We start from the raw sequence: 26,018 nt of genomic DNA, 5'->3' as shown, positions 1-26,018 counted from the left end.
CCGTCCACGGTACCCGTGCGCTTCGAGCGGGATGGTGCGCTCCGCACGGACGGATGCCGCAATCTCTCCCCGCTCGTGGTGCGCATCCCCGCGTGTGGCGCACCGCCACGACGGACACCCGACACCGCGACACGCCCGGGTTGCGGGTCGGCCCGGGACTGGGTATCGTCACAGAGTCCTGTCCGCCGTGTCTGGAAGTCCATTGATCTGAATCGTCGCCTCTCCGCGTGAATTATCCACGCGCCGATCCGACGATCCTTCCGACCGCAGACCCGCCCTCCGAGGCACCGCGCTCCTCGCGTCACCGCGACCGTCGGCATCCGCGCACCCCACATCCCGGGAGTCGCTCATGTCAGCACCGATCTCATCCACCGCAGCCGCCGTCACCCTCGACCGGCTGACCTTCACCTGGGCGGACGGATCCGTCGCCCTCGACGCCGTGTCGGGCTCGTTCGGCGCTGGCCGGACCGGCCTGGTCGGGCGCAACGGCGCAGGCAAGTCCACCCTGCTCCGCCTCATCGCGGGCGACCTCCATCCCACCTCGGGGCAGATCGTCCGCACCGCCGCGGTCGCCCACCTGCCGCAGCGCCTCACTCTCGACACCGACCGTCGCGTCGCCGATCTGCTCGGCATCGCCGTGCCGTTCGATGCCGTGCGGGCCATCGCCGCGGGTGACGTCGACCCGGCGCGCTTCGACGCCGTCGGCGACGACTGGGACATCGAGGCGCGGGCCGAGGCATCCCTCGCCGAAGCCGGGCTCGACCCGTCGTTCCTCGATCGCACGGTCGGAGAGCTCTCGGGCGGCGAGGCGGTGCTCGTCGCGATCGCCGGCATCCGTCTGCGGCGCGCGCCGATCACCCTGCTCGACGAGCCGACCAACAACCTCGACCGCGAGGCGCGGGGACGGCTCGCGGACATGGTCCGCGGCTGGAAGGGCACGCTGATCGTGGTGAGTCACGACATCGCGCTGCTGGAGCTCATGGACGACACGGCCGAGCTGTACGGCAATCAGCTGAGCGTGTTCGGCGGGCCGTACTCCGAGTGGCGGACCTGGCTGGATGCCGAGCAGGAGGCCGCGAAGCAGGCCGAACGCGACGCCGCGCAGGCGCTGCGGAAGGAGAAGCGGCAGCGCATCGAGACGGAGACCAAGCTCGCGCATCGGGCGAGTTTCGCGAAGAAGGCGTTCGCGGAGAAGCGGCAGCCGAAGATCATCATGAACGGGCGCAAGGCGGAGGCGCAGGTGTCGGCCGGGAAGCTGCGCGGCGAGAAGCAGGCGCGGGAGGAGGAGGCCCGGCGGGCGCGGGACGAGGCCGGGCGCCGCATCCGCGACGACGCGACCATGAAGATCGAGCTGCCCGATCCGGGGATCTCGAGCTCGCGGCGCATCGCGACGCTCAGCGACGGGACGCGATCGTGGGTGCTGCAGGGGCCGGAGCGTGCGGCGCTGATCGGCCGCAACGGGGTCGGGAAGACCACACTGCTGCGGAGGTTGGTGGCGGATGCCGCTCTCATCGGCGGAGACGCGAGCGCTTCGAGCGGGAATGCGCACCTCGCGCGGACGGATCCGGAGGATGCATCCGCTGCTGGCGCACATTCCCGCGTCGAGGGTGCGGATGCCGCGGCATCCGAGTCCCCGATCGACTCGGAGCTGGTCGCGGAGGCGCACACCGACCGCATCGGCTACCTGTCCCAGCGTGTGGACGGGCTCGACGAGTCGGCGTCCGTGGTGGAGAACATCGCGGCGGCGGCTCCGCACGTCCCGGAGAAGGAGCTGCGGAACCGGCTCGCGAGATTCCTCATCCGCGGGGCGGCGATGGACCGCCCGGTCCGCGCCCTGTCGGGCGGTGAGAGGTTCCGGGCGGCGCTGGCGAAGCTGCTGCTGGCCGATCCCCCACCGCACCTCGTGGTGCTCGACGAGCCGACCAACAACCTCGACATCGACACGGTTGATCAGCTGGTCGAGGCGCTGCACGCCTACCGCGGCGCGGTGCTCGTCGTCAGCCACGACGACGTGTTCCTGCAACGGCTCGGCCTCGATCTGATGCTGGAACTGGATGCCGAAGGGTCACTGGCGCAGGCGGGGTGACCCTCGCACGACGAGGGCCGCCCGGGCGATCCCGGACGGCCCTCGGCTCGCGCCTACTGCTTCTCGACGGCGGGCGGATCGCCGAGCGTCGCCGGGTCGCCGATCGGGAACCATCCGATCTGCGTCACGCCGTCGGACTCGTACACCTTGATGTACCCCTCGCCCTCGAACGCGAACTGCTCGGTCATCCGAATGTAGCCGACCTCGCCGTCGGTGGTCCGGGATGCGACGAGGTCGGGAGTGCCGTTGCCGTTGGGAACGCCGTACGTCTCGCCCCGCGCGTTGACGCCCCAGGGCCGAGTGGTCGACGAGCCGTAGCGGGCGACCACGGTCCACGAGGTGCCTGGGTCCGCGGTGACGGTGACCTCCGTGCTCCCGTTGGCCGGGAGGAGGCCGTCGTCGATGTGGATCGTCTTGTTCTCACGGATCGGGTCGGAGCAGTTCCAGCTCGCTCCGGCGGCGGTGGCCCCCGCCCCGGGCAGGGTCTGCACCTCGATGCCTCCGCCCTCGGTGCACGTGATGTCGAGGATCACCCGGTCGGCGCCCGCCGGCACCGGTCCGAGGTCCACGACCGCGGTTCCCGTGTAGGAGCCGCTCACGGTGTCGCCGAACGGGGCGACCGTGGTCTGTCCGGGGAGCCCGCTGAGGAGGGCGGCGCCCGTGAGCGCCCCCGCCACTGCAAGCGATCCGCCGACGATGACCGCGACGCGCGCCCTGCGCTGCCGGCGACGCAACCCGCTGCGAGACGTGCCGATGGCCCTCAGCTCGCGTTCGATGCCCGCCGCGAAGACGGGGTCCAGTGTGCTGTTCATGCGCGTTCTCCTTCCGAGAGGAACCAGGTGACATGCGGCGGGTTCGGCGCCAGATCGTTCTGGAGGCGACGTCTGACCCGCATCAGGCGGGTGCGCGCGGCTCCTGCTTTCAATCCGACCAGGGGTGCGGCGTCCGCCACGGTGAGTCCGTCCAGCACGGTGAGGGTCAGGAGTGCGGCGTCCTTCGGATCCAGTTCGGACAGCGCGTCGCGCAGCCGGATGCCGAGCACCTCGGCCTCCAGTGAGTCCACCGCCTCCTGCTCGGCGTCGCGGGGCTCGGAGCGCGGCAGCGCTGCCAGCAGTCGTCGGTACCGCACGCCTCCGCGACGCTGATTCCGTGCCGTGTTGCCGACGGTCACCAGCAGCCACGGCAGCACCGTGCCGTCGACGAGCACGACCGATCGCCGCCTGCGCCAGAGCTCGAAGAAGGCGACGGCCGTGGCGTCCTCGGCATCGTGCGCCCGATCCACCAGTGCCAGCGCACGGCGGAACACGGCGTCACGGTGCCGACGGAAGAGCTCGGCGAACGCCTCACCGCTGTCCGAACGGGCTCGTGCCCAGATCTCGGTCTCGTCGTTCTTCTCGCTCATGCCCTGTCATGTCCGGCAGGCGCGGAAGTGTCACACCGCCCGACTGGACCTCATGGCCCTGGTGTGCGCGAGCGCCGGATCGGCGGCCAGAGCCGCGTACTCCTCCGAATCACGGGACACCAGCGCCACGCGCCCCTTCGCGTCGTGGTGCGTCCCCCAGCCGTATCGCTTGCCCAGTGGTGAGGAGCGCAGGCATGCCTGGCCCTTCGAGAAGAACTCGGCCCTGGCCGCGGCATCGTCCGGGTCGATGCCCTTGCGCAGCGCATGCGTCCGGAACAGCACGTCGTCCGAGGTGAGCTCGTAGGGGTGCTCGGAGATCAGCCGGTAGTGCAGCGCGGCGATCGACACGTTCTCCGCGATCGGCGGCTCCTCGCCGTGCTCGGCACGGCAGTCCTCCGAGACCTCGATGAACGTGCTCGTGTAGTTCGTCGTGTGCGCCATGCCGCCAGCATCCCCCACCCCGCCGACATTGTCGAGGGCCGGGTGTCGGTGATCCCGGGCGATGTCACAACTCCGCAGAAAAGCACAACTTCGCAGCGCTGCGCCCGAAAGCGGGCGAGACCATGCCGATCTGCGGAATAGTGCTGCGGTGTCCAAGGCCGAGGAGCCCGGTGTCGGCGGCCTGCCGCATGATGGAGGGATGAGCGATGTGCTCGACCGCTTCGCCCCCGCCACCCAGGACTGGTTCCGCGGGGCGTTCGACGCACCCACACCCGCGCAGGCGGGGGCATGGAAGGCCATCTCAGCCGGGCGCAACGCCCTCATCGTCGCCCCGACCGGGTCGGGCAAGACGCTGTCCGCGTTCCTCTGGGCGATAGACAGTGTCTTCCGCGAGAGAGCGGGAGGGACGGATGCCGAGGGCGGGCCGCGCACGCGCATCCTCTACATCTCCCCGCTGAAGGCGCTGGGCGTCGACGTCGAGCGCAACCTGCGCTCGCCCCTCATCGGCATCGGGCAGTCGGCCCGTCGGCTCGGCCTGCCGGTGCCGGAGGTCACGGTCGGGGTGCGCTCGGGCGACACGACCTCGAGCGATCGGCGCAAGCTGGTCAGCGCCCCGCCCGACATCCTCATCACGACGCCCGAGTCGCTGTACCTCATGCTCACCAGCCGTGCCGGGGAGACGCTGCGCGGCGTGCACACGGTGATCATCGACGAGGTGCACGCGGTGGCGGCCACCAAACGCGGCGCGCATCTCGCGGTGAGCCTGGAGAGGCTGGACGCCCTGCGCGGGGCGCGCGGCGCCGGGCGGCCCGCGCAGCGCATCGGGCTGTCCGCCACCGTCCGCCCCATCGACGAGGTCGCACGGTTCCTCGGCGGTTCCGCTCCCGTCGACATCGTGGCGCCTCGCGCCGTGAAGACCTTCGAACTGGGCGTGGTCGTCCCGATGGAGGACATGCGCAACCCTCCCCCGCCGCCCGGTGCGCCGTCGCCTGCGGATGCCGCGGATGCCGAGTACACGGAGGTCACGGGCTCGGTCTGGCCGCACGTCGAGGAGGCGATCGTCGACAGGGTGCTGGAGAACCGGTCGACGATCGTGTTCGCGAACTCGCGCCGGCTGGCCGAGCGGCTCACCGGGCGACTCAACGAGATCCACGCGGAGCGGATGGGCGGCGCCGTCCCCGATTCGACCGGTTCCGCGGCAGGCGCCGAGCACGTGCTCGCGAAGGCCCATCATGGTTCGGTGTCGAAGGAGCAGCGCGCGATCGTCGAGGAGGAGTTGAAGTCCGGCGCGCTGCGCTGCGTCGTCGCGACGAGCAGCCTGGAGCTCGGCATCGACATGGGCGCCGTCGACCTGGTGATCCAGGTGGAGGCGCCGCCGTCCGCGGCGTCCGGACTGCAGCGCGTCGGCCGGGCCGGGCATCAGGTCGGCGAGATCAGCCGGGCGTCCCTCTTCCCCAAGCATCGCGGCGACGTGCTGCACACGGCGGTCGTCACCGAGCGGATGCTGAAGGGCCAGATCGAGGCGATCGCCGTGCCGCGCAATCCGCTCGACATCCTCGCGCAGCAGACCGTGGCGGCCTGCGCGCTCGACACGGTCTCGGTCGAGGAGTGGTTCGAGACCGTGCGGCGCAGCGCTCCGTTCCAGACGCTCCCCCGATCCGCCTACGAGGCCACGCTCGACCTGCTCGCGGGCAGGTATCCGTCCGACGAGTTCGCCGAGCTGCGTCCGCGACTGGTGTGGGATCGGGATGCCGGGACGTTGACCGGGCGCCCCGGTGCACAGCGCATCGCCGTGACCAGCGGCGGCACGATCCCCGACCGCGGCCTGTTCGGGGTCTTCGTCGCGGGTGAGACGACGGGCGCCCGGGTGGGCGAGCTCGACGAGGAGATGGTCTACGAGTCGCGCGTGGGGGATGTGTTCACGCTCGGCACCACCAGCTGGCGGATCGCCGAGATCACGCACGACCGCGTCAACGTCATCCCCGCGTACGGTCAGCCGGGCAAAGTGCCGTTCTGGCACGGCGACGGCATCGGCCGCCCCTTCGAGCTCGGCGAGGCCCTCGGCCGCTTCTCCCGCGAGGTGTCCACCGCCGAACCCGCCGTAGCGCAGCAGCGCCTGATCGACGCGGGTCTGGACGAACGGGCGCGCGCCAACCTGATGAGCTATCTCGCCGAGCAGCGGGAGACCACCGGCACCCTGCCGACCGACCGCGCCCTCACCGTCGAGCGCGGGCACGACGAGGTCGGCGACTGGCGGGTGATCCTGCATTCCCCGTACGGCATGAAGGTGCACGCGCCCTGGGCGCTCGCGATCAACGCGCGCGTGCGCGAGCGGCTCGGCGTGGAGGGATCCGCCGTCGCGAGCGACGACGGCATCATCGTGCGCATCCCGGATGCCGATGCCGAACCGCCCGGCGCCGAGCTGTTCGTGTTCGACGCGGACGAGCTCGAGCAGATCGTCACCGCCGAGGTCGGCGGGTCGGCCCTGTTCGCCTCGCGGTTCCGGGAGTGCGCAGCCCGCGCGCTGCTCTTGCCGCGCAGGAATCCCGGCAGGCGCACGCCGCTGTGGCAGCAGCGCCAGCGGTCGGCGCAGCTGCTGGAGGTCGCGAGGAGGCATCCGACCTTCCCCGTGATCCTGGAGACCCTGCGCGAGGTGCTGCAGGATGTCTACGATCTGCCCTCGCTGCGCCGGCTCGTCACCGACATCGCCGAGCGCCGCATCCGCCTCGTCGAGACCGCGCCCGCCCAGCCGTCTCCGTATGCGCGCGATCTGCTGTTCGGGTACGTCGGCGCGTTCATGTACGAGGGCGACTCGCCCCTGGCCGAGCGGAGGGCGGCCGCTCTCTCGGTCGATCCCGCCCTGCTGGGCGAGCTGCTGGGCACGGTGGAGATGCGCGAGCTGCTCGATCCCGACGTGATCGCGCAGTTCGAGCTCGAGGCGCAGCGGCTGGATCCACGGCGCCGGGCCCGAGGACGAGAGGGCGTCGCCGACCTGCTGCGAATGCTGGGCCCGCTGGATGCCGAGGAGGTGGCGGCACGGCTGGAGGGCGACGCCATGACGGGCGCGGCGCCCCGTGGGGACACCGACGACACGGCCGAGGTGCATGCCGCCGGCCCTACGACGCCGGAACACGCATCCGCTCTCCTCGGTGAGCTCGTGGCCGCCCGACGCGCGATCCCCGTCACGATCGCCGGGCATGCCCGTTTCGCCGTGATCGAGGATGCCGGAAGGCTGCGGGATGCGCTCGGCGCGGCGCTGCCCACCGGCATCCCCGTCGCATTCCTGGAGCCCGTCGCAGACCCGCTCGGCGATCTCGTGTCGCGGTACGCCCGTACCCACGGTCCGTTCACGACGGATGCCGTCGCCGGGCGGTTCGGGATCGGAACGGCTGTCGCCCGGCACGCCCTCCAGCGGCTGGGATCGGCGGGACGGCTGAGCAGCGGCTACTTCCTGCCTGCCGTCGACGCGGATCCGAGCGGTGCGAAGGAGTGGTGCGATGCCGAGGTGCTGCGCCGACTGCGGATGCGCTCGCTCGCCGCGATCCGCGGCAGTGTGGAGCCGGTCGACCCGCAGGCCTATGCGCGGTTCCTGCCGGACTGGCAGCACCTGACCCGTCCGCTCGAGGGTGTCGACGGCGTCTTGACCGTGATCGAGCAGTTCGCCGGCGTACCCATCCCCGCCAGCGCCTGGGAGTCGCTCGTGCTGCCCGGTCGCGTGCGCGATTATGCGCCCGCCCTGCTGGACGAGCTCACCACCGCGGGCGAGGTCGTGTGGGCCGGCCATGGCGCGCTGCCCGGACGCGACGGCTGGGTGTCGCTGCATCCCGCCGATCTCATGCCGTTCACGCTGCCGATCCCCGAGGAGGCTCCGGCAGCCGGGTCGTTGGAGGAGAAGATCCTCGACGCACTGCGCCTCAGCGGCGCCTCGTTCACGGGTGCGCTGCGCGCGATGATCAGCGCGGAGAACGAGCAGAGCGTCCTCGACGCACTGTGGGCGCTCACCTGGCAGGGGCATGTCACGAACGACACGTTCGCTCCCGTGCGGGCCCTGCTCGCCGGCGGCACGCAGGCGCACCGGACCGCCCGGCGTGCACCGCGCACCCGCACATACCGGGGCATCTCGCCGGCGCGGCCGACTCCCCGCCCGCCCTCGGTCGGCGTCGGAGGGCGCTGGGCGCATCTCCCGGACACCGACCCGGATGCCGCTCGACGCGCGACGGTGACCGCGGGGCTGCTTCTCGATCGCTACGGCGTCGTCACCCGCGGCGCCGTGCAGGCGGAGGACGTCCCGGGCGGCTTCGCCCAGGCGTACCGGGTGCTGGCGGGGTTCGAGGAGGCGGGGCACTGCCGCCGCGGCTACCTGATCGAGAAGCTCGGGGCGGCGCAGTTCGCGGCATCCGCCACCGTCGACCGGCTGCGCACCTTCTCGACCCTCGCCGACCCTCCACCGCGCAATGCCGTGACCCTCGCGGCGACCGACCCCGCCAACCCCTACGGCGCCGCCCTGGCCTGGCCGCGTCTGGATGCGGTCTCCCACCGCCCCGGCCGCAAGGCCGGCGGTCTGGTCGTGCTCGTCGACGGCGCTCTCGTGCTGTACCTGGAGCGTGGCGGCCGCACCGTGCTGGCCTTCGACGACGACCCCGAGGTGCTTCGCCGCGCGGTGACCGACCTCGTCGCGACGTCCCGTGCGCGTCGACTGGAGACGCTCACGGTCGAGAAGATCAACGGCTCGGCGGTTCACGGCACGTCGTTCGCGCTGCTCCTGCAGGAGGCCGGGTTCGTCGTGACGCCGCGCGGCTGCGCGCTTCGCAGGGTGGTGTAGCCGATGCGCGGCCGACGGGCTGCCCTAGTGTTGCTGTCATGATCAGCGAGCTGCTCACCGGGGTCCGGTTCCTGGGTCGCGGGTTCGGGTATTGGAGACGGATGCCCGCCCTCATGCTGCTCGGGCTGGTCCCCGGACTCATCGCACTGCTCGTGCTGGCTGCGGCGATCATCCCGCTGTGGGCGTCGCTGGGGGCGATCACCCGTTGGTTCACGCCGTTCGCCGATTCCTGGAGTCCTGGGTGGACGACCGCTCTGCGCGTGGCGATCGGCGCCGTGGTCGTGATCGGCTCGCTCGTGCTGGCCGGCGTGGTGTTCACGGCGCTGGCGCTGCTGATCGGCGATCCGTTCTATCAGCGCATCTGGCGGGCCGTCGAGAACGATCTCGGCGGCGAGGTCCCGGAGGGTGACGGCGGGATGCGGGTGGCGATCGGCGAGAGCATCCGCCTGGTCCTGCTGGGCGTCCTCGTCGCCGTCCTCGCACTGGCGCTGGGGCTGATCCCGGCGGTCGGCGCGCCGGCCGCCGCCGTGGCCGGCATGCTGCTGACCGGTCGGCTGATCGCCCGTGAGCTCACCGGGCGGGCGTTGAACGCCCGTGACGTGCCCGGCTCCGAGCGCTCCCGACTGTTCGCATCCCGGCGCTCGCGGCTGCTGGGCTTCGGCGTGGCCACGCAGCTGTGCTTCACGATCCCGCTCGGAGCCGTCCTCATCATGCCGACCGCCGTCGCGGGGGCGACCCTCCTCGCCCGCGACCTCCTCTCCTCGCCCGGGCCGGCCCGCACTGCGCCCGGAAGCGCTTCACCGCGCTGAGACCGCGGTGCCGCCCCTGCGTCGCAACCGCCTCCCGCACCGGGGAATGATTTTTCCCCGGCCGTGGTTGTAGGTATATCCGGAGGTCTCCGGACACGGGAGGAATCGTGGGCAAGAACTACATCGACATCGAAGACGACCAGGGCGCGACGCTGCGGTATCGCAAGCACGTCAACGGTCGTGGGCTCGTCGCGCACGGCGCGAAGGTCAACCGTCTGGCGCTCATCGAGGCCGGGGCCTATGTCGAACCCGGTGCGCGGATCGGCGCAGGTGCGACGATCGTCCGCGGGGCGTGGGTTGACGCGGATGCCGTGATCGGCGAGAACGCGTACATCGACGCGCACGCATACATCGGACAGGGCGCGGTGATCGGCGCAGGCGCCCATGTCGGCGTGCGCACCGACATCGGCGCGGGGGCCCGCATCGCGCGGGGCGCGCGCATCGGCGACGATGAGACCGTCGCCGCCGGCATGCACATCGCCACGGACCAGAAGGGTCTCTGGCTCGCCGCCTGACGCCCGCTCCCGGCATCCGTCGCCGCCCCCTGCGGCGGATGCCGCCACCCCATGCGCGGCCGTCGCGCTCGCTCGGGCTGTTCCGGGACCAGCCGTCGTCGGCCGAGACAGGCCGCCGCTACAACAGTCGGCGCGCCGAGGCCCAGACGGTCAGCTCATGCCGGGACGACAGCTGGAGTTTGCGCAGCACCGCAGACACATGGGTCTCGACGGTTTTGATCGAGATGAAGAGTTCGGCCGCGACCTCCTTGTACGCATAGCCGCGGGCGATGAGACGCATCACCTCCTGCTCGCGGGCCGAGAGGCGGTCCAGCTCGTCGTCCACCGACGCCGTCTCCCCGGCCACCGCACCGAACGCATCCAGCACGAAGCCCGCCAGCCGCGGCGAGAACACCGCGTCGCCGTCGGCCACCGCGTGCACGGCGCGCGAGACCTCCACCCCGGACGACCCCTTGGTGATGTACCCGCGCGCGCCGGCGCGGATCACCCGCACGACATCCTCCGCGGCATCCGACACGCTCAGCGCGAGGAAGCGCGCCGTCGTCGGCGCCGAACCGCGGATCACGGACTCGCCGCCGGCGGCATCCGCTCCCGCTCCGCCGGGCAGATGCACGTCCAGCAGCACGACGTCGGGCGCCGTCTCGGCGATCACGGCGATCGCCGAAGGCACGTCCGCGGCCTCGCCGACCACCTCCACGGTGTCGTCGAGGTCGGCGCGCAGACCGGAGCGGAAGATCGAGTGATCGTCGACGATCACCACGCGGATGCCGCTCATGCGTCCTCCCCGGCCCTCGTCTGCGCCCCCGCGGTCCGCAGGTGCACCTCCGTGCCGCCCTCGTCGCTGCGCACCGTCGCCGAGCCCCCGTTCCGCCTCATGCGGCCGATGATCGACTGCCGGACCCCGAGCCGGTCGCCGGGAACCTCATCGAGCGCGAACCCCGTCCCGCGGTCGCGGATGAACACGTCCACACCGCTCGCGGAGCCCTCGATGTACACCGACACCTCGCCGCCGGCATGCCGCGCCGCGTTGAGCATGGCCTCCCGTGCGGCGGCCGCCACCTCCCCACTGGCGCGCTCGGCGGAGAGCCCGGCGGAGACGACGTCGATGCGCACGGGGAAGTCCAGCTCCAGGGCGCCCGCGTAGTCGCGCAGGTCGGTGGCCAGATCACTGTCGGCGGGAGCGTCCCCGTCGTACAGCCACGCCCGCAGCTCGCGCTCCTGGGCTCGCGCGAGACGGGCCGCCTCGCTGGAGGCCCCCGCACGGTTCTGGATGAGCGCCAGGGTCTGCAGCACCGAGTCATGCAGGTGGGCAGCCATCTCGCTGCGCTGCTCCTCGCGGATGCGCCGGATGCGCTCCCCCGACAGCTCGCGCCAGCGGTGCATGAGCGACGAGGCGAACATCGCCAGCAGTCCGGCGAACGGTGCGAGCAGGTAGGCCGGGTCGACCGGGTTCGTCAATGTTCCGATCAGCAGAAGCATCATCAGGACGATCGCAATACCGCGCACGATCGCCGCATGCCGCGGCCCACGGGCGGGGTCATGCCTGTCGATCAGATCGGCCCACAGTGCCGACACGACCAGCAGCAGCACCAGACCGAAGAGGGCGCCCAGATCCGCGTATACGGGGGAATGGACCCCCATGTCCACCGGCGACACGCTGAACATGCCTCCACCGCGCAGAGTCAGCAGCACGATCAGCTCGAGAGCCGCCGCGACGACCAGCAGCACCCACGCGACCGGCGCCCTCCGCGACGGCGCCGACGCGCCGTGCTCCCACGGTGTGAACGCCCAGCACCAGATGTAGAGCAGGATCCCGGCGCCGGCGAGCATCGTGAGCGCGACGAACAGGCCCCGCACGAGGAGGACCGACACGCCCAGGTGCCGTGCGAGCCCCGCCGTCGTGCCCGAGATCAGGCACTCGCGCACGCGTGTCAACTCCGGGCGCGGCGGCGCTGCGGCACGCGGCGGCCGCACCAGGGGCGTCGACGACGGATGCTGCGCGGAAGAGGACATGACGCCATCCAACCACTCGACGGGCCACGGACTGGAGCCCGGAGGCCAGGATCAGGGGCCGGTCAGGGGATCCCCCCATGGCGGCATCCGACCGCGCACCGCAAGGATCGGAGCATGACCTTTCCGACTGCCCCGCCTCCTGCCCCGGAGCGACCTGCGCCGCCCCCTCGATCCGACCGGTTCTTCTCCTGGGTCTCCGGGTTCGGCGTCGCGCGCTCCGACGGCTGGATCGGTGGCGTCTGCGCCGGCATCGCCTCACGGCTGCGCATCGATCCGCTCATCGTCCGCGGCGTGTTCGTCGTGGCGGCGCTGTCCGGCCTACCGATGATCTTCCTCTACGCCGTCGCCTGGGCCCTGCTCCCCGACCCCGAGGGGCGCATCCACCTGCGAGAGCTGACCCGGGGACGGTTCGAGCCCGCCCAGCTGGGAATCCTCGCCGGAATCCTGCTCGGGATGGCCTCGATCACCCCCGCGGCCGGTCTGCTGCTCGTCGAACGCATCCTCAACCCGTACTCGCAGCAGATGTCCGGGCCCAGCCCGTTCGGCGTCTTCCTCTTCATCGTCGGGCTGGTGCTGGTCGGCATCCTGCTCGCCCTGATCGTGCGCGCCGCGCGCCGCACACCCGGGGGTGACGCGCCGCATCCGCGAACGGCTTCCGCGACGGCGACTCCCCCTTTCCCCTCCGCTCCGGCCGGTTTCTCGGACGCGGCCGTCGATGTGGAGTTCCGGGAGGGGGGTGCCGGGCCGGAGGGCGCGTCGTCGGCATCCCCTCTCCCCCCCGAGTCGCCCACCCCGTCGGCGGATGGGGATGCGGATGCCGAGGCTCTGGCGATCTGGCGGGCGCAGCACGCCGCCTGGCAGCAGCAGGACCAGGCGTGGCGTGCGCAGCAGCAGGATGCGGAGAGGGCGGCCCGAGATCGCGCTCGTGCGGAGCGGCAGGCGACCGCTGCGGCCTTCGCCGCCGAGGCCGCGGAGCGCCGCCGCATCCGCCGCGCCTCGAACCCGCGGGCGAGCGTCGCATACGTCGCCACGACGGCGGGCGTGGCACTGGTGAGCGCCGCCGCGGTGCGGCTGCTGTCCTCCGACCCGGGGCTGACGACGGCCGCCCTGGCCGTGCTCACCGCTGCGCTGGTGCTGGCCCTCAGCATGATCGTCGCCGGGGTCGCCAGGCGCCGCAGCGGCTTCCTGGCGTTCCTGACCGCGAGCACGCTGGTGGCGGGGCTGATCACCGCGGGCGCGGCCACGATCGGGAACGTGCGCTTCGGGGACGCGGGGCTGTCCAATCGGAGCGCCGGCGTCACCGAGTCCCGGCAGCCGTTCGGCAACACGGGGATCATCCTGGTGGCCCTCGACGACCCGGTTCCCCATCCGGTGGTGCTGCACAAGGGAACCGGGTACACGGAGATCTTCGTGGACGAGGGCGTCGAGCTGCGGCTCACGGCCACCGTCGGCGACGCCACCGTCGAATGGCATCGGATCGAGTACCCGCAGAACGGCGACAGCACGAGCACGGCGGGCCTCTTCACCGGCACCCGTCTCTCCGACGGACGCACCCTGTACAGCGAGACCATCGCGTCGTCGCCGAATCCCGATGACCCCGGCGCACCGCCGAGCACCACCATCGCTCCCGTGACGATCGACCAGCAGTCCGGACGCATCGTCGTCGTGTACTCGACCCACGCCGAGAAGGAGGCCGCGAGATGAGCACCGACCCGACCGTTCCCCTTCCCGAGCCGGACGCCGTGCTCGCAGATTGCACGGGTCGGGTGGAGCAGAACGAGCCGATTGAGCCCGAGGGCCCCGCGCCGGTGTCCGCTGCGCAGCCCCGAACCCGCTGGGCCGCCATCGTCTGGGGCGTGTGCTTCGCCGTGCTGGCAGGGTACGCGATCTGGATGCTCGGCAGCGGCGACCGCCGGGACGACGTCTCCGACTGGTTCGCCTCCCTGACCCCGGGGACCGTGACGGCCTTGGCACTCCTGACCGTCGGCGCCCTGGTCCTCGTCAGCGGCGCGGTCGGCCTGATCCGGCGCGCTCAGCGCTCGCGCCTCTGAACGCGCGGGAGGGCGGCCGATCGTTCGAACCGGCCTGCCGCCCTCCTGCCTCCGCGTCCCCACGCGGAGCCCGCGTCCCCACGCGGTCCGGTCAGCTGCGGCGCCGCAGCATCCCGTAGCCCTGCCCGGCCGCCAGCAGCGACAGGGCGAGGGCCGCGACGAGCAGACCGAAATCGCGCAGCGCGATGTCGAGATACCCGCCGACGCTCACCAGACTGACGATGATCCCCAGCAGCCACACCGCCACGACCAGCCCGCCCAGACGGGGCAGGAAGGCGACGAGGACCCCGGCCACGATCTCGACGACACCGACGATGGCCATCGCCGTGTAGGCGTCGCCCGGGATGATGGCATCCATCCACGGAGCGAGATACCGTTCCCAATCCGCGGTGAGGATCCTGGCGAACTTGTCCAGTCCGAACAGGATCGGCGCCACGACGAACACCGTGCGCAACAGCAGGAACGCGAGATGGTCGCCGTTCTGCATCACCGAGGATCGCGCCTCGCTTCGACCGCTCATCATCGGGCCGTCCTTTCTAAAAGAGGTTACTATCGAACATAGAAGCAATCCGTTCTAACTGCAAGAACAACTTCTTTTAGAGGTCATCATGGACATCACCGCTCGAGCCTCGAGCATCGGCACGCTCGCCGACGACACCCGCCGCGCGCTCTACGAGCACGTCCGCGCACAGCCCGAACCCGTCAGCCGCGAGGCCGCGGCCGCAGCCATCGGCATCTCCCCCACCACGGCGCGGTTCCATCTCGACAAGCTCGTCGAGGCGGGGCTGCTGGAGACGGAGTTCCGCAGACTCTCCGGACGCAGCGGCCCGGGTGCCGGACGCCCGTCCAAGCTGTATCGGCGCGCGAGCGAGACCATCGCCGTGTCGCTCCCCGAGCGTCGCTACGACCTCGTCGGGCATCTGCTGGCCAGTGCCATCGAACGCGCGGCGAACGGCACGAGCCTCGAGGACGCCGTCGCAGAGGTCGCCCGCGACGAGGGACGCGCGATCGCGGCATCCGCTCCCGCCGGGGATGATCCCGCCGACGATCTGGAGCGCGTCTCCGATGTGCTCGCGGGGCAGGGCTTCGAGCCCCGGGAGGACGACGGCGCCCTCACGCTGGCCAACTGCCCGTTCGACTCGCTGGCCCGCGAGCACACCGATCTGGTGTGCTCGGCGAACCTCGCGCTCGTCGGCGGCATCCTCGAGGGCATGGGATGCCCGCATCTGCGCGCGCATGGCGAACCGCACGCCGGCCAGTGCTGCGTGGCGGTGCGCCCCGCCGACTGAGGCGTCCGAGACGCACCCGTCACGCACCGCGCGTCGCACAGTGACCGAGGACAGGAGATTCTCCCGGAACAGGACGATCACCGCGCATCCGGTCCTGTTCTCGGCGAATCTCCTGTTCTCGACGACCGCACCCGCCGGCGCCGCTACGCTGATGCGATGAGGAACGACCGGCGCCGCCACGCACGACCGCGCCCCGGCAGGTCGGCGCCGAAGAAGGCACGGCAGAAGCGCGCACCGCACAAGGCCGCGGCGAAGACGTCTCCGCCGCGCACGGCTCCCGAAGAGCCGCGGACGCTGCGGCTCGGCCTGATCCCGGGAACGAACCCGGGGCGGTGGATCGACACCTGGAAGGAGCGGATGCCGCACGTCGAGCTCGAGCTCGTGCCGATGTCCTTCGCCGAGCAGCGCGAACAGCTCGCCGACGTCGACCTCGCGTTCGTGCGGCTTCCGCTGCGGCGCACGGAGGACCTGCATGTGATCCCGCTCTACGACGAGCTGCCGGTGGTCGTGGCATCCGCCGACTCGCACCTGATGGCGGCGGACGAGCTCTCCGCCGACGACCTCGCCGGCGAAGTGCTGATCACCCCGGCCGATGATGTGCTGGGGCCGTTGGGCCTGGCGACCGTGGCGCCGCGATTCCCGACGATCACGACGACGGCGGATGCCGTGGCGACCGTCGCCACGGGCGTCGGCATCCTCGTCATCCCGATGTCCCTCGCGCGCCTGCACCAGCGCAAGGACGCCGACCACCGCATCCTCCGCGGCGGCCCGACATCCACCGTCGCGCTGGCGTGGCCGCGCGATGCCACCACGCCCGACGTCGAGACGTTCGTCGGCGTCGTCCGCGGCAGGACCGCGAACTCCTCGCGCTGAGCGGATCGAGGTGAGGCGTCGGAGCCGACCGGCACGTCGCGCTGACGGTGTCGAACAGCATGGTCGGCGGGGTTCGCCGCCCGGGCGGGAGCGGACAGGGTCTGGTGGGTCTGCAGGAGCGGTCGGACCGGCCACGGCCATGACGAGGGTGAGGGGCGTCCGCGGGCGCCCCTCACCCTCAGGCCGCGGAGGGCCGGATCATGCGGGCTTCGACCCGGATGCCGTCGCCGTCGGCGTCCACCCGCACCGATCCGCCGTCGCCCAGGTCGCCGGAGACGAGCAGATCGGCGATGCGGTCGTCGACCTCCCGCTGGATGAGGCGCCGCAACGGCCGGGCGCCGTACTCCGGCTCGTAGCCGTGCTCGCCGAGCCATGCGACCGCGGCATCCGTCACCTCGACGTCGATCTCGCGGCCCGCCAGCCGCTTCGTCGTCGCCTGCAGCATGAGCCGCACGATCCGGTCGAGCTCCTCGCGCGAGAGCTTCTGGAAGATCACGATCTCATCGATCCGGTTGAGGAACTCCGGCCGCATGACCTCGCGCAGCCTGCCCATGACGCGCGCCCTCAGGTCCTCCCGGGAGGCGAAGCCCGAGGCATCCTGAGATGCCACGAAGCCCATCGCACCCGACCGCGAGGCGAGGAACTCCGACCCGATGTTCGAGGTCATCACGATCACCGTGTTGCGGAAGTCGACCGTGCGGCCCTGCCCGTCGGTGAGGCGACCGTCATCGAGCACCTGCAGCAGCAGGTTGAAGATGTCGGGGTGCGCCTTCTCGATCTCGTCGAACAGCACGATCGAGTAGGGGTTGCGACGCACGCGCTCCGTCAACTGCCCGGCCTCGTCGTAGCCGACGTATCCCGGAGGGGCGCCGACCAGGCGCGATGCGGTGTGCCGCTCGCCGAACTCGCTCATGTCGAAGCGGATCACCGCCGTCTCGTCGTCGAACAGCCGCTCGGCGAGGGCCTTGGCCAGCTCGGTCTTGCCCACGCCGGTCGGCCCGAGGAACAGGAACGACCCGACCGGGCGATTCGCGTCGCCCATGCCCGTCCGGCTGCGCCGCACGGCCCGTGCCACTGCGGCCACGGCGTCGTCCTGCCCGATGACACGCGCATGCAGGTCGGCCTCGAGGTCGCCCAGCCGTTCCCGCTCCGTCTCGGTGAGGCGGCTGACGGGGATGCCGGTCGCGCGCGAGATCACCGCGGCGATCTGCGCCTCATCGACCACGGCCTCGGCCCCGGATGCCGTGGCGGCCTCGTCGATCCGCGCCTGCACGGCGGCGATCTCATCGCGGATGCGCGAGGCCTCCTCGTAGCGCTCGGCGCTCACAGCCGCGTCCTTCTTCGTCTCCAGGTCTGCGAGCTGCTCGCCGAGCGCGTCGACGTCAGCGGTCAGTCCCAGCTGCAGGCGGAGCCGTGCGCCGGCCTGATCGATCAGATCGATGGCCTTGTCCGGCAGCACACGGTCGGGCAGGTAGCGGGCGCTCAGCTCCACGGCTGCGCGGATGGCGTCATCCGTGTAGGCGACGGCGTGATGCTCCTGGTACGCGGGCTTGAGTCCGTCGAGGATGCGGACGGCATCCTCGATCGAGGGCTCGGACACCTTCACGGGCTGGAAGCGACGCTCCAGCGCCGGGTCCTTCTCGATGCGACGGTACTCGCTGAGCGTCGTGGCCCCCACCATGTGCAGCTCACCGCGGGAGAGCCGCGGCTTGAGGATGTTCCCGGCGTCCATGCCACCGCTCTCACCGGATCCGCCGGCCCCGACGACGGTGTGCACCTCGTCGATGAAGACGATGATCTCGCCCTTGTGGGCGGCGATCTCATCCATGGTCTTGGTCAGGCGCTCCTCGAAGTCGCCGCGGTAACGGGCACCGGAGAGCATGGCGGGCAGGTCGAGCGCGACCACGCGGCGGTCCTTCAGCTGCGCGGGCACGGAGCCGTCGACGATCGCCTGCGCGAGGCCTTCGACGATGGCGGTCTTGCCGACCCCGGCCTCGCCGATGAGCACCGGGTTGTTCTTGGTGCGGCGGCTGAGGATCTCGATCGTCTGCTCGATCTCCACGGCGCGCCCGATCACCGGATCGAGCTCGCCGGCACGGGCGCGGGCGGTGAGGTCCAGTCCGTACTGGTCCAGCATGGGGGTCTTGGAGGACTGCCGGGCGGCATCCTGCCGCGACGGCGCACCGGTGCGCACGGGCTCGCGCATCCCCTGGGTGAGCGCCTCCGCGGTGACGCCCTCCCGGGCGAGGATCTGTCCGGCCGGCACATCCTGCCCGAGCACGAGCGCGAAGAACAGATGGTCGGGGTCGATATAGGTCGACCCCGAGGAGCGGGCGACCTGGTAGGAGTGGAACAGCGCCCGCGATGCGCTGGGCGTCAGCGTGGTGGCATCCGCATCCGCCATGCCGCGGCTCTGCGGGAGCCGTGCCTCGACGGCGGCCGTGATCGCGGCGGGCGAGACGCCGATGCGCTCGATGGCCGCGGACACGCTGTCATCCTCGACGATCGCGCGCAGGATGTGCAGCGCGTCGAGCTCGGTCTGACCGCGTTCGAGCGCGAAGCGCCCTGCTGCCTGCAGGATCTGCTGGGTGCGCGCGGTGAGGAAGCGGCTGAGGTCGATCGAACGGCCCTGCCGTGCCTGCTCACCGGCGAGGTAACGGGCCAGGAACTCGTCGAAAGAGCCGGAGCCCGCCTGGTTGAAGTCGTTGGGCATGTCGCTTCCTCTCAAACTTGAGCGTACCTATATCAACTTCAACGACACATGATGCCCGTTATTCCCCGAGAACAGCAAATCCTGTGCTCGAGCGCGCCGCACCTCGTCCGTGCGCCACGTGCGCGTGCGCCCGAAGCACAGCACGACGGATGCCGAGCACCGCTCGTTCGCGCGCGGTCTCGGCATCCGTCGATGGCGCGAGCCTCCTGCGACGGGTTCGCCGCTCTGCAGGTCCGGCGGAAACGGTCTGACGCGACCGCCCCGGGTCAAGCCCCGTGCTGCGGCGGTCAGACCCGCAGCAGGGCGATCTTCTCCTCCAGGTAGCCCGCCAGCGGCACCAGCTCGCCCGCCGGGGACCAGCGCACGCCCGGTTCGCCGTCGCGCAGCGCGAGCGGGCCGGATGCCGTGCCGGCATCCACCGCGGCAGGATCCAGCACGCGCCATCCCAGGTGCACCACCTCGCCCTCCGCGAAGCCGCCGCGCCGCGCCTGCGCCCGCCGCTCCGCCCTCGCCCGGGCCGACTGCGCCGTGTACCCGCGCCGCACCTCCTCGGCCGCGCGCAGGATCTCCCCCGTCGCCAGCACGGCGTCGTCCGTGAGCAGCAGCACGCCCAGATGCCAGGCGCTGCCGGCCCGGACGATGCGGTCCTTCCGCCAGCGGGACGAGCGCAGCACGCCGAGGCCCTCTCGCGGCGCATCGGCGAGACGCCGCCTGGCGTCATCCAGCAGTTCGACGGTCGTGACGCTCACCCTGACAGGGTAACGATTCGCGGGCACGCCGCTCATGCGGGCAGAATCGAGACACGCCCGCCTCGACCGGGGACACCAGTTCAGGAGCATCCATGCCGCAGACCGACACCGCACGTCTTCTCATCGCCTGCGACGACCAGCCAGGCATCGTGGCGGCCGTCGCCGGAGTGCTGGCGTCGCACGGAGCCAACATCATCTCGCTCGACCAGCACTCGACCGACGAGGTGGGCGGCAGGTTCTTCCAGCGGACGGTCATCCACCTCGACGGCCTCGCCGCCAAGCGCCCCGCGCTGGAGGCGTCGATCTCCGAGATCGCCGCACGGTTCGGCATGGAGTGGTCGCTGCACGACGCCGCCAAGCGCAAGCGCGTGGCGATCTTCGTGTCGAAGTACGACCACTGTCTGCTGGAGCTGCTGTGGCGCACGCAGCGCGGCCAGCTCGACATCGACGTCACCATGGTGGTGTCCAACCATCCCGATCTGGCGGAGTCCGTGCGCTCATTCGGCGTGCCGTTCGTGCACATCCCGCGCGGCGAGGGTCCGGATGCCAAGGCCGAGATGGAGCGGCGGCAGCTGGAGCTGCTGCAGGGCAACGTCGACCTCGTCGTCCTCGCGCGCTACATGCAGATCCTCAGCGACGACTTCATCGCGCGCATCGGCGCACCGGTCATCAACATCCACCACTCCTTCCTGCCCGCCTTCATCGGCGCGAACCCGTACGCGCGGGCGAAGGAGCGCGGCGTCAAACTGATCGGGGCGACGGCGCACTATGCCACGGCCGACCTCGACGAGGGCCCGATCATCGAGCAGGACGTCACGCGCGTCACGCACGCCGAGTCGGCCGCCGAGCTGCAGCGTCGTGGCGCGGATGTCGAGCGCTCCGTGCTGGCGCGCGCCGTGAGGTGGCACGCGGAGGACCGCGTGATCGTGCACGGCCGCTCCACCGTCATCCTCTGACCCGGACGTCGCGAGGCCCGGAGCCGGGGATGCCGGCGCGCAGCTCCGCGAGCACCTCGGCGGCGGCATCCCACCGGGCCAGCGGTGCGGACTGGCCCAGCCACAGCGACTGCAGCTCGCCCAGACCCCGTTGCCCGGCGATGGAACGGAAGCGCCCGGTCAACCAGTTCTGCGCGGGGAACGGCGCGATCGCCCCGGATGCCTCGATCTCGCGCACGGCGCGATTGGGCACGCCGCGGGCCGGCCTGCCGCTCATCGCCCGGGTCAGCACGCTCCCGTCCGCAGCCGTGGAGCGGATCGCCGCACGATGCGCGTCGTTCGCCGCCGATTCGCGCGTGACGAGGAACGAGGTGCCCACCTGCACACCGGATGCCCCCAATGCGAACGCCGCCGCGACGCCGCGCCGATCACCGATGCCGCCGGCGGCGATCACGGGCACATCCACGGCATCCACCACCTGCGGCACCAGCGAGACCAGCCCCACCAGCGACTCCTCCGCGGAGCGCAGGAACGACGCCCGGTGGCCGGCGGCCTCCGCACCGGTCGCGACGATCGCATCCACCCCGCCGTCCGCCAGCGCGACGGCCTCCGCGACCGTCGTCGCCGTGCCCAGCACGCGGATGCCGCGCCGGTGCGCCTCGTCCACCGCGGACACCGGCGGGACGCCGAACACCACGCTGAGCACGGCGGGAGCGGCCTCCCAGATGGCGTCGAGCTGCTCCTCGACCGTCGGCAGGTACTGCTCGGGCGCGGGCGGCGGCTGGATGCCGACTTCGGCGAACAGCGCCGCGAGCCCCCGGGCGTAGCCGTCGTGCTCCGGCCCCGGGCGCACCTCGTCTCCGGTGGGCAGCCAGATGTTCAGCGAGAACGGCGCCGACGTCGCCCGGCGCAGGGCGGCGGCCGTCGCCCGGATCCGCTCCCCGTCGTACCCGTACAGACCGTAGGATCCCAGCCCGCCGCCGGCGCTGACCGCGGCGGTCAGGGCGACGGAGGAGAGCCCGCCGAACGGGGCGAGGACGATCGGGTGCCGGATGCCGAGCAGCGCGGTCAGATCATGCATCCTCCGAGGCTACGCCCGCCGCCCATCCCCTACCGCGGGCGGCTCCGTGTGAGTATGGTCTGAGGCAAGGCTTGCGCGACCCTCTGACTTCTGGATGGGCGACGAGAGCTTCCTCCCGCCGTCCCGATGGACTTCTACGGATAGGAGGAAGGGAAATGTCTGAGCGGATGCAGGGATATGCGCCGACGACGACGCATGCCGAGTGGGGCGCGGGTGATCCTCGCCTGCTGATCTCGCGCGACGACCAGGACCGCACTGTGGTGCATCTCACCCGGGACACGGTCACGATCGGCTCCGACGGGGGCTGCACGGTGTGTCTGGAGGGCGCGGCGCCGTTGCACGCGACGGTCGTGCACGACGACCGCGATGAGTACGTGCTGACCATGCACGGGCCGGGGCTGATGAACGCGTACTGCCCTGTGGACCAGCACGGCGCACGCACGGAGACGCTGCGCACGGGGGCCCGGTTCACCGTCGGCGAGTGGATGCTGGTGTTCAGTCGCGCCGAGTTCGCCGACCACGGCCGCCCCTACGGCGGGAGGCAGGGCGGCGAGGGCGGTCACCAGAGCAGGCAGCCCGAGCGGCCGGACTACCCCGCCACGGGCGCGATACCGACCCGGCTCGGCTGAGGTGTCGAGATGACGGAGGCGCAGGCCGGCCCGAACATGAGTGATCGCGAGCGCGGGGTACAGAAGCCTTGAAGATCGCGCTCGCGATCACAGCGCTGGGGACGCTATGTATAGGCGCTGGGGACGCCTATCGGGGGAAATCCCAGTTTAGAACCGCCGAGGAGACGACATCCAGCGACGAAAGGCGACACCTGTGTGCACTTTCGTCCAGTTTCGGACGCGGTCGGGGATGATCAGGACATCGGCAGGCGCGCCTGCACCTGCCAGTCGCCCGCGTCCTCGCCCGCGGTGAACTCGCCGCTCGCCCCGATGACCCGCTCGGCCATCCGGTTCAGTCCGGTGCCGCTGGAGGGGAGGTCCCTGCGCGGTGTCGCGGGGAGTGGACTGCGGATGGTAAGCGTCGCGTGCTCGTCATCGACCTCGAGCCGCACCGCGACCGTACCGGGCCCGGCGTGCTTGAGGATGTTGGTCGCCGACTCGCGGAGGATGCGGGCGAACACGATGTCCGCGATGCGGGGGATCCGCTCGTCGTGCGGGTCGCCGCCCACCTGCACCTCGTGCCCCGCCGCCTCGATCTCGGATCTGGCCTCGACGACGGCCTCGGCGAGGTTCCCGGTCTGCGGACCCTCCGAGCGCGGCCCGTCGTCGGCGAGTTCGATGACGAAGCGGAGGTCGGCCATGGCCTTGCGCGCCGCCACGCGAATGGCCTCCTGTGCGTCTGCGCTGACGCCGGGGTCGTCGAGCATCTGCACGTGCAGCGCCACCACGGTGAGATGGTGCGCGATGCTGTCGTGCAGTTCGCCGGCGATCCAGCGGCGCTCGGCGAGGACCGCCTGTCGCTCCTGCTCCGCACTCTCGGCGAGGCGCCGCTCCAGGCTTCGACCCCGTGCAGCGGCCAGGCGGAGTGCGTATCCGACCGCCCCGGCGACGGTCGCGACGACGAGGTAGATGCCGACGTTGACGGGGACCGTGTCGTCGCCATAGGCGACGACGGCCGTGGCGACGAGGAAGAACCCCGCGTAGATGAGCACCAGGGCGCTCGAGCCCAGCCGCATCACCATGCCCGCCGCCAGCGCGGCGGCGAAGAGCACGGAGGAGTCCTGCCCCGCGAAGAACGACAGGGTGAACGCCAGCGCGAGCAGGCCCGTGGCCACCGATGGCCACCACAGGTAGAGCACGAAGATGGCGGTGGACGAGATGCTGAAGAGGGACCCGACGAGGGTGATGCCGCCCGTCGTGATGAGGCTCACGACATCGACGGTCAGGACGACCGCGAGGAAGGCGAGCATGACGATGCGCTCGACGGCATTCAACCGCTGCCCACGACCGAGGCGGAGAATGCCGGCGTCATCCGGAATCGATCGGCCGAACGGCATAGGCCCAGTATGTCCTATTTGCCGAGTAGAATCAGCGGATAGCGCCGAAGAGACGTGCAAGCTGCTCCCAGAAAGGCATCGTGTTCACCCCCGCTGATTGGTCATTTGTCCAGGTACATATTGATCTTCTCGGTTACGGACGATGCGCACATCTGTCTTAAGTTCAGACCTGCATAGACTTTCGTCTAGTGTTTGTGAAAGTTCCTCTGACGGACCGCCGATAGGCTGTGCTCATGCCGGAAATCCGTGTGCTCATCGTCGATGACGACCCTCTGGTTCGCTCCGCACTCGCGCACTTCGTCTCCCGCGGCCCCGATGTCGAGGTGATCGGCCAGGCCGACAACGGTGTCGAGGCGATCGCCTTCGTGGAGCAGCACCGCCCCGACGTCGTCATGATGGACGTGCAGATGCCGCAGATGAACGGCATCGAGGCCACCGCCGTCATCGCCGAGCGCTGGCCGGAGATCCGCATCCTCGCCGTGACCACGCTGGATGGAAGTGACACGGTGCTGCCCATGCTCAGTGCGGGGGCGTCGGGATACCTTCTCAAGGACTCCAGTGCGGAGAGCATCCTCCAGGGAGTGCGAGAGGTCTACAGCGGAGCGAGCTCGCTGTCGCCCCGCATCGCCTCGCTGCTGGTCAAGCACGTGCGCAGCACGGAGCCCACCACCGGCCCGGCGGATGCCCTCGAGGAACTGACCGAGCGCGAGTCCCAGGTCCTCCAGCGCCTCGCCGAGGGCATGTCCAACGCCGAGATCGCCCAGTCCCTCATCGTCTCGGAGGGCACCGTCAAAGCCCATCTGGGACGCATCATGTCGAAGTGGCACGTGCGCGACCGCGTGCAGATCCTCGTGACCGCCGCTCACGCGGGTCTCGTCGACTTCCACTGACCCGGCGCTCGGCGCGGTGTCGGGCGCCACGGCTACCATCGTAGGCATGTCCGTCAGCCCTGCCGCCCTGGCCCACGCCGTCGATCTCGCCGACTTCGTCAGCGCCTCGCCCTCCAGCTACCACGCGGCGGCGGAGGTCGCGCGACGGCTGCAGGATGCCGGATTCACACGGCTCGACGAGGCCGACGCCTGGCCCACGCAGCCCGGCGGGCGGTTCGTGGTAGTGCGAGACGGGGCCGTGATCGCCTGGGCCGTCCCCGAGGGCGCCACGTCGACGACGCCCGTGCACGTGCTGGGCGCGCACACCGACTCCCCGGGCTTCAAGCTCAAGCCCGAGCCCACCACGGCCTCGCACGGCTGGCTGCAGGCGGCCGTGGAGGTCTACGGCGGGCCGCTGCTGAACTCGTGGCTCGACCGCGAGCTGCGCCTGGCCGGCCGCCTCGCGCTGGCCGACGGACGTGTGGTGCTCGCCGCGACCGGCCCGCTGCTGCGCCTGCCGCAGCTGGCGATCCACCTGGATCGCGGGGTCAACGACGGGCTGACGCTGGACAGGCAGACCGGCACGCAGCCGGTGTGGGGGCTCGGCGACGCGGCATCCGCCGACATCCTCGCCGAACTGGCGGCGGATGCCGCCGTGGATCCGGCCGAGATCCGCGGCTACGACGTCGTCGTGACCGATGCCGCCCGCGGTGCGGTCTTCGGCAGGGACGATGCCTTCTTCGCCTCCGGCAGGCTCGACGACCTCGCTTCCGTGCACGCCGGCGTGGTCGCCCTGCTCGACGCCGCCTCGCGGGAGCGGACAGGGGCGATCCCGATGCTCGCCGCGTTCGACCACGAGGAGCTCGGATCCGCCTCCCGCTCGGGCGCCGCGGGCCCCTTCCTGGAGGACGTGCTGGTGCGGCTGTACGCCTCCCTCGGAGCGGATGCCGTCGATCAGCGCCGCGCGTTCGCGGCATCCTGGCACCTGTCCAGCGACGTGGGGCACTCCGTGCATCCGAACTTCGCGCACAGGCACGACCCCGTCGTGCAGCCGCTGCTGGGCTCCGGCCCGATCCTGAAGATGAATGCCAACCAGCGCTATGCGACGGATGCCGTGGGCGCGGCGGCCTGGGCCGGCTGGTGCGAGCAGGCCGGAGTCTCCTCGCAGGAGTTCGTCTCGAACAACGCCGTGCCGTGCGGGTCGACGATCGGTCCGATCACCGCGACGCGTCTGGGCATCCGCACGGTCGACATCGGCATCCCCATCCTGTCGATGCACTCCGCGCGCGAACTGGCGGGGGTGAGCGATCTGCACGACCTGTCCCGCGTCGCCCGCGCATTCTTCGCCGGCTGAAGCATCCTCGT

The 26,018-nt window shown here is 71.2% G+C and carries 22 protein-coding genes; 12 read left to right on the top strand and 10 right to left on the bottom strand.

The window, feature by feature from the left end; all coding sequences use genetic code 11:
* The first annotated feature begins 349 nt into the window (after positions 1-349).
* Entirely contained in the window at positions 350-2,086 is a 1,737-nt protein-coding gene (locus ABD770_RS08870; protein WP_344819187.1) for an ABC-F family ATP-binding cassette domain-containing protein, read from the top strand.
* 53 nt (positions 2,087-2,139) lie between these two features.
* Here ABD770_RS08870 and ABD770_RS08865 read toward each other — a convergent pair whose 3' ends face one another.
* The 3 genes from ABD770_RS08865 to ABD770_RS08855 are packed head-to-tail and all read right to left on the bottom strand — an operon-like array spanning position 2,140 to position 3,929.
* On the bottom strand, positions 2,140-2,898 hold the full coding sequence (locus ABD770_RS08865; protein ID WP_344819186.1) for a hypothetical protein: 759 nt from the start codon (positions 2,896-2,898) through the stop codon (positions 2,140-2,142).
* On the bottom strand, positions 2,895-3,488 hold the full coding sequence (locus ABD770_RS08860) for an RNA polymerase sigma factor (protein ID WP_344819185.1): 594 nt from the start codon (positions 3,486-3,488) through the stop codon (positions 2,895-2,897). The genes ABD770_RS08865 and ABD770_RS08860 overlap by 4 nt, the downstream gene beginning before the upstream one ends.
* 30 nt (positions 3,489-3,518) lie before the next feature.
* Positions 3,519-3,929, bottom strand: a complete 411-nt coding sequence (locus tag ABD770_RS08855) for a DUF6157 family protein (RefSeq protein WP_344819184.1) — start codon at positions 3,927-3,929, stop codon at positions 3,519-3,521.
* 199 nt (positions 3,930-4,128) lie between these two features.
* Here ABD770_RS08855 and ABD770_RS08850 point away from each other — a divergent pair, with 199 nt between their 5' ends.
* From ABD770_RS08850 to ABD770_RS08840, 3 genes are all read left to right on the top strand, one after another.
* Positions 4,129-8,751, top strand: coding sequence for an ATP-dependent helicase (locus ABD770_RS08850; RefSeq protein ID WP_344819898.1), 4,623 nt, complete (start codon positions 4,129-4,131; stop codon positions 8,749-8,751).
* Positions 8,752-8,789: 38 nt separating this feature from the next.
* Entirely contained in the window at positions 8,790-9,560 is a 771-nt protein-coding gene (locus tag ABD770_RS08845) for an EI24 domain-containing protein (protein ID WP_344819183.1), read from the top strand.
* A gap of 107 nt (positions 9,561-9,667) precedes the next feature.
* Positions 9,668-10,075, top strand: a complete 408-nt coding sequence (locus tag ABD770_RS08840; RefSeq protein ID WP_344819182.1) for a transferase — start codon at positions 9,668-9,670, stop codon at positions 10,073-10,075.
* Positions 10,076-10,193: 118 nt separating this feature from the next.
* Here ABD770_RS08840 and ABD770_RS08835 read toward each other — a convergent pair whose 3' ends face one another.
* Together ABD770_RS08835 and ABD770_RS08830 are read right to left on the bottom strand one after the other, a co-directional pair.
* Entirely contained in the window at positions 10,194-10,850 is a 657-nt protein-coding gene (locus tag ABD770_RS08835) for a LuxR C-terminal-related transcriptional regulator (RefSeq protein ID WP_344819181.1), read from the bottom strand.
* Positions 10,847-12,088, bottom strand: coding sequence for an ATP-binding protein (locus tag ABD770_RS08830; RefSeq protein WP_344819180.1), 1,242 nt, complete (start codon positions 12,086-12,088; stop codon positions 10,847-10,849). The genes ABD770_RS08835 and ABD770_RS08830 overlap by 4 nt, the downstream gene beginning before the upstream one ends.
* A 114-nt stretch (positions 12,089-12,202) precedes the next feature.
* Between ABD770_RS08830 and ABD770_RS08825 the strand changes: the two genes are divergently transcribed.
* Both ABD770_RS08825 and ABD770_RS08820 read left to right on the top strand, forming a co-directional pair.
* The gene (locus ABD770_RS08825; protein WP_344819179.1) at positions 12,203-13,792 is read left to right on the top strand and encodes a PspC domain-containing protein; all 1,590 of its coding nucleotides are present in this window, start codon (positions 12,203-12,205) and stop codon (positions 13,790-13,792) included.
* Positions 13,789-14,139: a hypothetical protein gene (locus ABD770_RS08820; protein WP_344819177.1), complete on the top strand. Its 351-nt coding sequence runs from the start codon at positions 13,789-13,791 to the stop codon at positions 14,137-14,139. The genes ABD770_RS08825 and ABD770_RS08820 overlap by 4 nt, the downstream gene beginning before the upstream one ends.
* A gap of 91 nt (positions 14,140-14,230) precedes the next feature.
* On the opposite strand, the gene ABD770_RS08815 is transcribed toward ABD770_RS08820, so the two are convergent.
* Positions 14,231-14,662 (bottom strand): hypothetical protein, encoded by a 432-nt coding sequence (locus ABD770_RS08815; protein ID WP_344819175.1) that lies wholly within the window; start codon positions 14,660-14,662, stop codon positions 14,231-14,233.
* Between the two features lie 85 nt (positions 14,663-14,747).
* On the opposite strand from ABD770_RS08815, the gene ABD770_RS08810 reads away from it, so the two are divergent.
* Positions 14,748-15,428 (top strand): helix-turn-helix transcriptional regulator, encoded by a 681-nt coding sequence (locus ABD770_RS08810; RefSeq protein ID WP_344819174.1) that lies wholly within the window; start codon positions 14,748-14,750, stop codon positions 15,426-15,428.
* A gap of 156 nt (positions 15,429-15,584) precedes the next feature.
* Positions 15,585-16,301 (top strand): LysR family substrate-binding domain-containing protein, encoded by a 717-nt coding sequence (locus tag ABD770_RS08805; RefSeq protein WP_344819173.1) that lies wholly within the window; start codon positions 15,585-15,587, stop codon positions 16,299-16,301.
* Positions 16,302-16,479: 178 nt separating this feature from the next.
* Here ABD770_RS08805 and ABD770_RS08800 read toward each other — a convergent pair whose 3' ends face one another.
* Together ABD770_RS08800 and ABD770_RS08795 are read right to left on the bottom strand one after the other, a co-directional pair.
* The gene (locus ABD770_RS08800; RefSeq protein ID WP_344819172.1) at positions 16,480-19,014 is read right to left on the bottom strand and encodes an ATP-dependent Clp protease ATP-binding subunit; all 2,535 of its coding nucleotides are present in this window, start codon (positions 19,012-19,014) and stop codon (positions 16,480-16,482) included.
* 287 nt (positions 19,015-19,301) lie between these two features.
* Entirely contained in the window at positions 19,302-19,763 is a 462-nt protein-coding gene (locus ABD770_RS08795; protein ID WP_344819171.1) for a glutaminase, read from the bottom strand.
* 92 nt (positions 19,764-19,855) lie between these two features.
* Between ABD770_RS08795 and purU the strand changes: the two genes are divergently transcribed.
* On the top strand, positions 19,856-20,719 hold the full coding sequence (purU, locus tag ABD770_RS08790; protein WP_344819170.1) for a formyltetrahydrofolate deformylase: 864 nt from the start codon (positions 19,856-19,858) through the stop codon (positions 20,717-20,719).
* On the opposite strand, the gene ABD770_RS08785 is transcribed toward purU, so the two are convergent.
* Positions 20,709-21,779 (bottom strand): NAD(P)H-dependent flavin oxidoreductase, encoded by a 1,071-nt coding sequence (locus ABD770_RS08785; RefSeq protein ID WP_344819169.1) that lies wholly within the window; start codon positions 21,777-21,779, stop codon positions 20,709-20,711. The two genes, purU and ABD770_RS08785, sit on opposite strands and share 11 nt — an antisense overlap.
* Before the next feature lie 155 nt (positions 21,780-21,934).
* Between ABD770_RS08785 and ABD770_RS08780 the strand changes: the two genes are divergently transcribed.
* Positions 21,935-22,408, top strand: a complete 474-nt coding sequence (locus ABD770_RS08780; RefSeq protein WP_344819168.1) for an FHA domain-containing protein — start codon at positions 21,935-21,937, stop codon at positions 22,406-22,408.
* A 233-nt stretch (positions 22,409-22,641) separates the two neighbouring features.
* Here ABD770_RS08780 and ABD770_RS08775 read toward each other — a convergent pair whose 3' ends face one another.
* The gene (locus tag ABD770_RS08775) at positions 22,642-23,784 is read right to left on the bottom strand and encodes a sensor histidine kinase (protein WP_344819167.1); all 1,143 of its coding nucleotides are present in this window, start codon (positions 23,782-23,784) and stop codon (positions 22,642-22,644) included.
* Between the two features lie 233 nt (positions 23,785-24,017).
* Here ABD770_RS08775 and ABD770_RS08770 point away from each other — a divergent pair, with 233 nt between their 5' ends.
* Together ABD770_RS08770 and ABD770_RS08765 are read left to right on the top strand one after the other, a co-directional pair.
* Entirely contained in the window at positions 24,018-24,674 is a 657-nt protein-coding gene (locus ABD770_RS08770) for a response regulator (protein WP_344819166.1), read from the top strand.
* 46 nt (positions 24,675-24,720) lie between these two features.
* The gene (locus tag ABD770_RS08765; protein ID WP_344819165.1) at positions 24,721-26,007 is read left to right on the top strand and encodes a M18 family aminopeptidase; all 1,287 of its coding nucleotides are present in this window, start codon (positions 24,721-24,723) and stop codon (positions 26,005-26,007) included.
* Positions 26,008-26,018: the final 11 nt, after the last annotated feature.

This window comes from Microbacterium soli (genome assembly GCF_039539005.1).
GTDB classification, from domain to species: domain Bacteria; phylum Actinomycetota; class Actinomycetes; order Actinomycetales; family Microbacteriaceae; genus Microbacterium; species Microbacterium soli.
Note: the sequence above shows the minus strand (reverse complement) of the source record. Positions and strands in the feature narration are given on the sequence as shown.